Origin of the sequence: Pseudomonas sp. 2024-210, assembly GCF_045062345.1 — a bacterium.
GTDB lineage: Bacteria > Pseudomonadota > Gammaproteobacteria > Pseudomonadales > Pseudomonadaceae > Aquipseudomonas.
The window spans coordinates 1-10,561 of sequence record NZ_JBJGEJ010000006.1 but is presented as its reverse complement, the minus strand read 5'-3'; the positions used below and the strand labels follow the sequence as shown (position 1 = coordinate 10,561).

General features: G+C 52.3%; 8 protein-coding genes. 2 read left to right on the top strand and 6 right to left on the bottom strand.

Features of this window, described 5'->3' with window-relative positions; genetic code table 11:
- Positions 1-148: 148 nt before the first annotated feature.
- Both ACI7MX_RS10460 and ACI7MX_RS10455 read right to left on the bottom strand, forming a co-directional pair.
- Entirely contained in the window at positions 149-760 is a 612-nt protein-coding gene (locus ACI7MX_RS10460) for a PolC-type DNA polymerase III (protein WP_405592028.1), read from the bottom strand.
- Between the two features lie 29 nt (positions 761-789).
- The gene (locus ACI7MX_RS10455; protein WP_122783196.1) at positions 790-1,266 is read right to left on the bottom strand and encodes an NYN domain-containing protein; all 477 of its coding nucleotides are present in this window, start codon (positions 1,264-1,266) and stop codon (positions 790-792) included.
- Between the two features lie 192 nt (positions 1,267-1,458).
- On the opposite strand from ACI7MX_RS10455, the gene ACI7MX_RS10450 reads away from it, so the two are divergent.
- A complete protein-coding gene (locus ACI7MX_RS10450) occupies positions 1,459-2,121 on the top strand; it encodes a YciC family protein (protein ID WP_314484579.1) in 663 nt (220 codons plus the stop codon).
- 86 nt (positions 2,122-2,207) lie between these two features.
- On the top strand, positions 2,208-3,290 hold the full coding sequence (locus ACI7MX_RS10445) for an endonuclease/exonuclease/phosphatase family protein (RefSeq protein WP_405592032.1): 1,083 nt from the start codon (positions 2,208-2,210) through the stop codon (positions 3,288-3,290).
- 125 nt (positions 3,291-3,415) lie between these two features.
- Here the strand turns inward: ACI7MX_RS10445 and ACI7MX_RS10440 are convergent, their stop codons facing one another.
- The 4 genes from ACI7MX_RS10440 to ACI7MX_RS10425 form a co-directional block, all read right to left on the bottom strand.
- The gene (locus tag ACI7MX_RS10440; RefSeq protein WP_405592035.1) at positions 3,416-3,796 is read right to left on the bottom strand and encodes a hypothetical protein; all 381 of its coding nucleotides are present in this window, start codon (positions 3,794-3,796) and stop codon (positions 3,416-3,418) included.
- A gap of 91 nt (positions 3,797-3,887) precedes the next feature.
- Positions 3,888-6,134 (bottom strand): hypothetical protein, encoded by a 2,247-nt coding sequence (locus ACI7MX_RS10435; protein ID WP_405592038.1) that lies wholly within the window; start codon positions 6,132-6,134, stop codon positions 3,888-3,890.
- A gap of 98 nt (positions 6,135-6,232) precedes the next feature.
- Positions 6,233-8,371 carry a hypothetical protein gene (locus ACI7MX_RS10430; RefSeq protein WP_405592042.1) on the bottom strand — a complete coding sequence of 713 codons (2,139 nt, stop codon included), beginning with the start codon at positions 8,369-8,371 and terminating at the stop codon, positions 6,233-6,235.
- A gap of 463 nt (positions 8,372-8,834) precedes the next feature.
- The coding region (locus tag ACI7MX_RS10425) for an autotransporter outer membrane beta-barrel domain-containing protein (RefSeq protein ID WP_405596054.1) at positions 8,835-10,561 on the bottom strand (1,727 nt) is incomplete at its 5' end.

Here is a 10,561-nt window from a genome sequence, read left to right as displayed (position 1 = left end):
GGAATTAAAGGCAAAAGCAGATCTGCGCAACACCGCCAATCAGCTTCTCGCCCTTGAATGCAGTGGGAATTAAAGTCAAAAGCAGATCTGCGCAACACCGCCAATCAGCCCCCTCTCCCTCTGGGAGAGGGTTGGGGTGAGGGTGCTGTTAAAAACCGCGATAGCGCTTCAGGTGTTCCGTCACTTTCGCCGCCGGGACTTTCTGCAAGCCGCGCAACAGCTCGTGATTCAACTCACGCAACCCATGCTGCTGGCGCAATCGCACGGCCAGGTGAGTGGTCAAATTGGCGGCCATTTCAGCATCGGCCATGGCCCGGTGAGCCTGACCCGTGTGAGGCAAGTTGGCGAACGTGGTCAACGTTCCCAGCTTGTGATTAGGGGCTTCAGGCATTAAGCGCCGAGCCAGCAACAGGGAGCAGGCAAAATTCTGCAAGCGAGTGCGCTTGATGCGACCCATCTCGAAATCCCAAAACTTTTGGTCGAAGGCCGCGTTGTGCGCCAGCAATGGCGTGATACCAACGAACTCATTGACCTCGTTCATCACCTGCTCAGCCGAGGGCGCCGTGCGCAACATGGCATTGCTGATGCCGGTAAGCTGCTCAATAAACCCCGGCACCCGCACGCCCGCATTCATCAGGCTTTGGTAACGCTCGACAATACGTCCCTGCTCAAGAATCACCACGGCAATTTCAGTCGCCCGGCAAGTGCTGCTCGGGGAGATGCCGGTGGTTTCAAAGTCAATTACCGCGATGCGTTCCAAAGCTGATCAATCCTGTAAAAAATGGGGCGTTATTTCAGCAGCAAGCTGCCTTCAATCGGGACATAGCGCGTGGCAGCGCGAATCAATGAGTTGGCGGTCAGGCCGGGCACACCATAGGCCACAGTTTCGACCCCATGCTTGCTGGCGATACGCTCAAGCAACAGGTCGAAGTCACCATCACCCGAAGCCAGCACCACTTCATCGACATTGGCCGCCGAGTCCATGATGTCGATGGTGATCCCTACGTCCCAATCACCCTTGGCCGAGCCATCGCTGCGCTGGATGTACGGCTTGAGTTTCACCGTGAAACCGAGGTTGCGCAGGATCTGCTGAAACTGCTGCTGCTTGCTGTCACCCCGGTCAATCGCATAGGCATACGCCTCGACGATTTCACCGCGCTTGCTGATATCAGCCCATAGCGCGGCGTAATTGAAATGGCAGCCATAAGCTTGGCGAACCGTGTAATAGAGGTTCTGCACATCCGCAAAGACCGCAATTTTTTTCACCGGCAAACCTCTGGGAGCCCGGACTTTCGGGCAATGAGCTGAAAAACAAGGCCGCAGTATGCCAGCCTGCCGAACCTTTGCGCGGATAAACCGCTCAACTGTAGGTTCACGCCGATCCTGAGTAACATTTGCGTAAAGTAGTAACGTCATCGGTTAAAGTGGCACACCGCTTTTGACTGCCGATACCCAACCATGAACCCGATGACTGTTCTTCGCGACGCCCTTTACTTCGCCCAGCGTAATCTGGGCCAGATCGTCATGCTGTGCTTGCCGCTGATCATTCTTGAAACGGTTATCACGCAGATGGTTAGCAGCGCTTCGGGCCCGGATGCTTCACCCGGTTATGACCTGCTGGTCGGCTTGCTGGTGTACCCGCTGTACACGGGCGCTCTGATTCTGTTTCTCGACGCTCGCAGCCGTGGCGAATCGCCCCGTAACAGTGACTTGCTTGCGCGCGCGTTGACCCTCTGGCCCAACTTTGCCTTGCTGTCCGCCATCAGTACGCTGGCCATTGTGCTGGGGCTATCGTTATTGATTCTGCCCGGCATTTTCATGACCATCGTCTTTGCATTTTCCGAGTACCGCCTAGTATTACGCGGAGAAGGGCCACTGGCAGCATTAAAGTCCAGCGTGCTGATGAGCCGAGGGCATTTTTGGCAGATTTTTACATGCGTGGCGGCCGTACTGGCGCCGCTGATGCTGCTCAAAGAGCTGACTTATTCAGCGTTACCAAAAGATGAAAACCTGCTCTTGTCACTGACGCTGGATAGCCTCTACAGCTTTTTGCAGCTGTTTCTGACAGTCGTTGTATTCCGCTTATATATGCTAATAAGCGAATCGTCTGACACTAAATGAGTACGATTCCTTATTGATAGCTCCTTGGGTGCCGAACAGTCGTCCGGTATGCTCGGCACTTCCTTGCTACGTCATAAGCTGAGCCCATGCCACGTTTACTGCGCCACACTCTGTTAGGTTTGCTGCTGCTCGCAGGACTGCTGGCAAGCTTGATCTACAGCCTGACGTGGCGCCCCGAGGCCAAACAAGTGCTGACACTGACCTGCCCAACCACGGCTCCGGTACTCATGCCCGGAAAGGCAATCAAGGTCATGACTTGGAATATTCAGTACCTGGCAGGCAAGCGCTATGTTTTTTGGTACAACCTTGCCGATGGTAGCGGCCCTGACACGCGACCTACCCATGAAGATATGGCTGTCGGTCTGGATGAAGTATCGCGCGTTATTCGTGATGAGCGCCCTGATCTGGTACTGCTGCAAGAAGTCGATGAAAACGCCAAGGCCAGTGATTACCAGAATCAGCTGACCCTGCTTCAAGAACGCCTGTCTGACCTTTACCCGTGCAGCACCCATGCATTTACGTGGAAGGCCGACTTCGTGCCCGATTTGCATATTTTTGGCAGCGTCGGGCGCCAACTGGTCATCCTTAGCCGCTTCCAGATCGAACACGCCGAACGCCTGCAATTACCTGTTGCCGATGCCAACTTCATCAGCCGTCAGTTCCAGCCAAAACCAGCACTGCTGGTAAATTACCTGCCGCTAAACGATGGCGGTCAGTTAGTGGCCATCAATACTCAACTGGATGCACCAAGCCAGGACAACAGCAACCTGCGCCGGCAAGTCCAAGCCACCGGCGAGGTGCTGGATAAATTCGAGAGTCAGGGCACCCCGTGGCTGATTGGTGGGGATTTCAACTTACTGCCGATTGGCCAGTACCAACGTCTGTCAGCCGATGTGCGTCAAGGCTATTCACCCGACAGTGAACTGCATCTGTTGTGGGAAAAATACCCGATGATTCCCAGCAATCCCGACGCAACCGGGATAGATCGCGAATTATGGTTAACCCACTTTCCCAATGACCCAAGCGTTGAAGGTCCGGACCGCGCCCTCGACTACATTTTTTATAGCCCGAAACTGCAACGCATTGAAGGCCATGTACGCCAGGTTGATACGTTGAGCATTTCAGATCATTTGCCGGTAACGGGAAAGTTTATGTTGCCCACGAATTAAAAAACTAAACGCGGATTTAAATACGGATGCCCCATTACGCGTCTAAGACGCGCGGTTAACTGATAACAGCACACAGATGACTTATAAGTTTCGAGACACCTGCCCGCCATTAAGTAGTCGCGCGTCTACTTCACACCATATCCAGAATACGCGTACCCTACCGTACCTCCTGGAGCAGTTCCAAGTGCGCCCGTTGAGGTATTTACAACATAGCGATTTGAACCTGATACATCAGCTGCCCACGCAACATCTACCGCCCCGCCATGATTAGAAGCCACTATAAAGTTTAACCATTCCGCGACACTGGGCACTCGACCCCCCATGCTTGCAGCCTTTGCTTCAACATTAGGGTAGAAGGATTTAATACCGGTGCCAAATAAATTAAGCACTCCGCTGACAGTGACCATATACGATACTGACGCACCTTTTTGGTCTATAACCGTGATCGTAGTTGATCCGTTATTTTTGGATATGATGGTCCCTTGGGTATTAATCTCTACAATCATGGGATTCTGTGCTGCATATCGGTAAGGAGGCACTCCACCACTCGCCTGCCGGTTCAAAAATGTGCCTGCGGGTGGATTAGGAATTGGCCATTCACTGCGAACAAGTACTGCACTTAGAACTACCGGGGGTTGGATCAATGCTTAATGGCGAACCCTTTTTCAACATCATAGTGTCCAATACAGGGAACGTCACTGCACTGCCCTCATCACCCCCGCCATCAAATGCAACTTTCATGTAAATATCGAGCGTGTCGCCTTCTGCCAGTTTTTCCAACTCGCTACGAGCTAAAGTACGCGCCACACCGGCAACGCTCTCAGCCTTCGTAACCCGCTCACCATCAGCCAGCTTGATCGTGTAAGCGGTTACACCGTCAGCTAAAATGCCCTCTCCTTGCAGCCAGAATAGCTGCCCCTCATTTATCAGCGGCCAAGCAGCAACTGTGACATGGGCATCACCGCTAAAAACGGTCAAATCCAACACCCCTACCAACAGCTCGGTAACGTCAGGCGTCGGCAACTCCACTTCCGGATTCTGGAAATCAAGCACCGTCAACGATAGTTTAAGAGAGATGTCATAGCCGCTATTACGACCGACCGAATAGAAAGCATCAACCGTTTTACCCACCGTTGGTGCCACGCGGGCTACATCTATGGGGAAGTCCACATAACCCACCGCCTGAATACCGGGCTGATTGGGAAAGTTACCGTCACCGTTCCAGTTGATACCGATGATGTCGCTGTCGAGCATCCCATCGTACTTCACTCGCAATGTAGCCCCTGTAAGCGCATTCATCGGATTAAGTATGTCGCCCGATGCTTCAACAACAGAGGGTGCTGGTGGATCTGCCTGCGTGAGATTTTTGATCGTATATGAGACCTCATCGGAGTTGCGCGTGGCTCCCGTACCGCCAAAAATCACCAGATAGCTGAAGGTCAGTTGACTGCCATCACCTACGTTCAGGTAAGCGTTTTTGTCGATTACAAAGACAAACTCCTTATCAACGTCTGCCAATTCCAGCGTCTGGTCATCACTGCCGTGCAGTGGGTCACCCTTGCTGTCCAGGCCCTCCCAAGAGAGAAGAATGCGGTCGCCTGCCGCCATGCCCGGATAAGGGGGCAGGGAAATGAGGGCACCGGTACTCGGCAAGGTGACAGGCTCAAATACACCGTCCACCAACCCGTTCTCCAATTGGGGGGCAGGCAAGTCTAGCTGGGTGCCGGTTACAGCAAACATAACGCTGCGTGAATACTCCAGCTTACCTGAAGCACTTGACGCCAAGGTATAAGACACCGAGGTCACAGAACCGCCGATAAACAGCGCAACGTCCGCGTTAGGCACTTTGAATTGAAGCCTGCCGGTCGAACTGGTCACGCTCAGTTCGTAGCTTTTTTCAATCGCTGCGCCTTGTGCGTTGGTGCCTTTCCAGTAGAGGGTGACCCTATCATTCACAGAGAAAATCGGCGCAGGCGTTTTAACGATGGTAAGGCTGATTCCGCCTCCTAATGCGTCGAAGTCCAGTTTGCCGGCATCGACATCAATGACATCTGGCGCATCAAGCAAATTGAGGTCTGTGTTGACGTCTACCAATGTGGCCGGTGAGTTGAGCGACCAGTTGTTGGCCAGGTCACGAATCTCATAACTGACCTGCACCTCTGCTGCGTTGCCTGCCGCGCGGATATCCGCTTCAGAGACCTTGATAACCAGTGGCTGACCTACTTGAGCGGCGGTCAGAGGCGGCTGTTTGATAGGGTAACCACCCCAGTTGAGGGTGGGTATGTCCCCCTCAGCCATGTAGGCCCACGCAGGAATGGTGACTGTCGCGCCAGATCCCACGTTCCCTTGATCAATTGCTAAAGGGAAGACGGTCGGTGCCAGCATGGATTCGTTGATGTAGAAGGTATCCGGCAGGTTGGGGGCGCTGTAGGGATTGCCAGGCACCGTGGTTTTAATCAGGCAGGGCATCTCATTTGAGGGTACAGCTGAACCAAAAGCGTCCACAAATGTGTAATACAGAGTGCTGAGCCCCTCTTTGGCCAGCAACACGTCTGCAACGCTGATGGGCAGTGACACCATGATCTCTTCGCCAACGATGGGATGAGTGGCCAACATACGCTCAATGCCATCACTGCCTTTCCAGTACAGTTCAATCTTGTCACCGGTCAATGCTATGGGTATAGGGCCGCAGTGCACGATCACCTCAGAGGTGGGGTCGGCACGCAGTGCCAAGTAGTTGAGGCCTCCGTTTACAGTGACATCGTCAATGAAAGGCTCAGGATACGCTGCCCTCGGATTAGTTAATGTTTTATGGGTAAGTTTCTTAAACGTTCTGAACGCCATGATAAACACTCCATTTAAAGCGGTTGCACTAGCCTCTGTGTAATGGGAGATGCCCTTCTTGCGAGAGGGCACCTCTATCAACTATTGAGCAGACATTATTAAAGGGGCATTGAGCGTGTATCGATATTTATCTTTGTTGGCCGGGCAGGCGTCTTCACAGTTGATGCAGCTGGCGTCACGCCATATTCAAGCTTACCGCTGCCTTGAAAGCCCACCGAGTCTACGGGAGTGTCGGCCACCGTTTTAAAGAACCCATTAGCAGGCAAGGTAATAAATGAAGCGGCCGTCACCTCTGAAAGAGGGACGTCGTAGAACCCACTGATTGTTGTAGTGGGTATCTCTGCCCCGTCTGGTTTACCGGCAAAACCGCCCAGCTGGGCAATATATTCATATTCAATTTTGTCGTTAAGGGTTTTATTTACATAAAACGGAATCTCAATTTTACTGCCATCAAAAGAATTGATTTTATCAAGCGCAAACTGATCCGGAAATAAAGGGCCCAATGGGCGTTGCTCAGACCATAACACCTCTGGAAGGCCATCAGGACCACCTGGTAATACAGGGGCACTTTCAACCGTGACTGTCTGGCTTGGGGACATGGTGTGATTGAAATTACCTGCAAACCCTGCCACAGGCCGAGAGGCTCGATACGTCACTGCAACGCTGCCGCCCACTGCCTGATGCTCAGCGGGTAAAACATCCAACTCCAGATCTTTGCCGTCGACCACGTCCGCAGCCGTTACCGTGTGGGCATCCGCAATGAGATCCCCGAGAGGCGAGCCTTCAGGCGACGTGCCATTCCAATAAACGGTGACGATATCGCCTTCAATGTAAGCAGGCACTGGAGATGTTGTGATTGTTTTCCACGGTATGGTAATCGTCGCAGTCAAAGTACTGTCAGCTACCGTCAGCACATTATCCGTGCCGCCCGTTGAGCCTCCTCGAACGATAGGAGGTCCAAGATTTTCGTTTACGGGTGTAGTCGGATCAGGGTCGACTCCGCCTGGCGTGGTCAGATCAACCACTACAGGTGTACCGGGCGAAACCCCAAGCAGCATGAGTTTGCCGCTGGTACCCTCTTTATAAATCTCATAGCTGACGTTGAATGAGCCCGAATCTTGGCTAAAAACCTGAGCAGGCGTCACCAACACATCCTGTGCCGTATTAGTCGCAATAATCTGAGCTGGCGCCAGTTCAATTGCTCCCCACGTGACGACGGCCCATAACCCGGCAAGTACGTCCATATGCGCCGGGATTGTCACCAACACGCCTTTTCGCGCTTCCCCATCAATAATGACAGCATCATCTGCCATAGCAGCAACGGGTGGAGCAAGGAGGGTGGTGATGGCGCCTGCCAAAAGCGTTTCGAACTCTCTCACCTGAGACATTTCACCCACATTTCCCGCCCTGTCCGTCACTTGATATTTAAACTCTTTAACCCCGTCCCCTGCTTTAGTAATTTGCGCGGTCGTGTACGCGAAGTGAACTGGAATAGATCTTGAGTTAGGATTTTCTACAAATACAGGTGGGCCTGGTTCATCATCAACATAAGGAATAAGTTTATCGTCGAGTGCAGCACCCACATACCCACCTATATCCGCGGGTAATTCCCCATTATTAGTTGCTAATAAGGTTGCTGTCACACCGTTTTCTGCAATATCAGCTTCTAGCACACCAAAGCCAGGGGCTGAAAAGCCAAGGTCGCCACCCGGTGCGACAGTGTCTACCGTAAATGGAACCGGCGCGCTGAATTCGCCGTTACTTCCAAAAGAGTCTGTAATAACGTACCGCAAAGTATGAACACCTTCTGTGCGGTTCGCTGCAGGGAGCACCGCAGAAATGACGGTGCCAGGAAGATCCTTAACAGAGTCAAGCGCCCGAATGAGAATGCCATCATTCAGCACATCAGTCGAATCCACAATCAGGAAGAGTCCATCGCTATCCGACACGGTATATTCAATCGCCGGGGGGATCGTAATCGAAATGGTAATGGGTTTATCCTTTTCACTGGCCAGCAATAGATTGTCCACAGGCCCTTCACTAGGAGGTGGAGCAAGAACAGCCGCAGGAAAAATGGGCAGTGTAGAAAACTCAAAGGTGCCCGAAGAAGATGCTACTCCACGCGCTGCAGCACGCAATTTAGCCGCACGAGTTGTTTCAGCAGGTCGGCTCCCGCTGGTCAGCCGGGTCGGTGAGGTTTCGATAATGCCATTCGAATCAATAGTCAAATTATTCACGGTATAACTCCGCCATTTCTTCAGGTAAATACAAAACCTCAACGCCGCATTCATGACTTTGGCCTTGAGAATCTCAGCCCGGCAAAGCGCCTCAATAGTGACATTGGCCTGCACACCTACAGGGTGTTGTGCAGGAGGACTGTCAGTGGATTAAACAGCGAATCACACAGGCAAAAAAACTGGCAACTATTACAGTGGACAAAAAAAAGAATTCAGACTTACCCGCAGTCCATCCTGATTATTTGCATCACCACGTGATAACAACTGGTTGTTTCTAAAAATATTAAAACGAGTGTTTAACTTATACATCGACGAGCTCACATACAAAAAAAAACGCGACACTCGGTAGAGTGATCGCGTTTGTTATTGAATTAAGCAACAGCGCAGTTGATGGCAGTTATGCAGCGATGGTCTCCCTGGGCTGTGCCATGCGGTGTTTACGACATTACTTTTCGTGCAGAACCTAGAAAACGAACCGAACGCCCGCACTCACACCCCAAGGTTGGTCAATTTTCTCGCCGCTGCTGTAGTCGGTATCAACATGAAACTGCAGGTTATCCCTCACCTGAACCGCTAAGCCCAAGCCCAATTCCCCGCGTGTACCGGAAAAATCATTGGTAAAGCGCGTGTCATTAACCGTGACCTTATTGCCTTTGGAAAACTCATGTGCAGCAGCCACTTTAACGTACGGCTGAATTTTCGCACCGTCCACAAAGTCAAAGTTTCGACCCACGGTGGTACCGATTTTCCCTAGGACCGAATCAGCTGAACGACCGTCTGCCCGCATACCGTTATTCAGGTTGAAATCCTTGCCTGATACAGCTAGCGCCGAAAGTTGGGCATAAGGCTCTACAAACCATTGTTCAGCAAATTTGATATGTTTGCCGACTTCGACGGATCCGCCCAAACCGAGGTTGGAATAATCGCCTTTAGCTTTCTCGCCATCGCTCATTCGCACATCCGCTTTGTTATCCAGGCGATTGAGTTTGACAACGGCATCAACGTAGTAGCCTGAGGGTGATAACCAGGTGGTATAAGCCCCTACATAATAACTATTGATGCGTCCTGACGACCCCGCAGACAACGACAGATCAGATTTGCTGTAACCGCCCAGCACCCCCAACAACCACTCCCCTTCTGACGTATTCAGCTTGCCATCCGCACCAAACGACAGCCCCTGCTGGTTCTGTTGATAGGCGACGCCGGAACTTTGGTCAACATCGAATTTATTACCGTACGCCCGCGCCCAGCCACCGCTTCCCGCATCGCCCATGCGCAACTCACCCATGCGAGTGCGCAAGGTAGCAAGCTCACCGTACCAAACCGTCGGTGCAGCACTGAACAGACCCAACACCGTTTTGGTGCCCGGTGTAATAACAGGAGTGCCATCGTCATCAGCTACTTGAACCAACGCCCAATCATTGCCTTGCTTTTGGAGTTCGTACTGAAACGTACCGTAATCCATGACCCCGTCACGCAACTTGAAATCGGCACTGCCGCCCCCGGTTTCGACAACTACGACATCTCCATCAACTTTTACCGGCTCCAGCCCCGTGTTCTTGACCACCAGAGAATGATCACCTTCAGCTTGGCCGTTGACTTTCAACAGGTCGCCGTTTGCGCCCGGAAAGTTAACATTCATAAAGTACGTGCCTGTACCGTTCAGGCTTTCAACCGTCAACTGGCGATAACCCGTTGCTTGAGCAAAGTGGACCTCTCCACCATTCATATTCAAGGCACCTACGGTAGAGTTGTCAGTCATGTTCCAGACAGACGACCCGTCTACGGCCATCGAGGTCACGTTGGTCAGTTGGCCCGTTAAAGATGAACTGTTTTGCAACTTAAGATTGGCAAAACTGGTTGCATCTATGATGGTATTACCAGTGAGATGACTGGCATCCACCGTCACGTTCGCGGTATTGCCATCTTTGACTTCGAGCACATTACCGTTGCCGCCCGACACCGTTGAGTTATTTGTGACGGCGATATTGGCGGTAATAAGCGGGTCAGCAGCAGCCAGAGTACCTACCACGATGGCTGTACCCGTCAAGCCCTGTACGCTTGTGTTATCCAGAGTGATATCGGCCGTCGGAGCAGTGGCCGCACTTCTTCCGTCCGCAAAGATAACGATCCCGTGTCGGTCCCCAGTGATCGTACTGTTGCTGGCCGTCAGGGTCCCCCCCCGATTCC

Excerpts from the sequence above, each read along its gene's own strand:
- ACI7MX_RS10440 (WP_405592035.1), bottom strand. The coding sequence starts at position 3,796 with ATGATTGTAGAGATTAATACCCAAGGGACCATCATATCCAAAAATAAC.
- ACI7MX_RS10435 (WP_405592038.1), bottom strand. The coding sequence starts at position 6,134 with ATGGCGTTCAGAACGTTTAAGAAACTTACCCATAAAACATTAACTAAT.
- ACI7MX_RS10445 (WP_405592032.1), top strand. The coding sequence starts at position 2,208 with ATGCCACGTTTACTGCGCCACACTCTGTTAGGTTTGCTGCTGCTCGCA.
- ACI7MX_RS10450 (WP_314484579.1), top strand. The coding sequence starts at position 1,459 with ATGAACCCGATGACTGTTCTTCGCGACGCCCTTTACTTCGCCCAGCGT.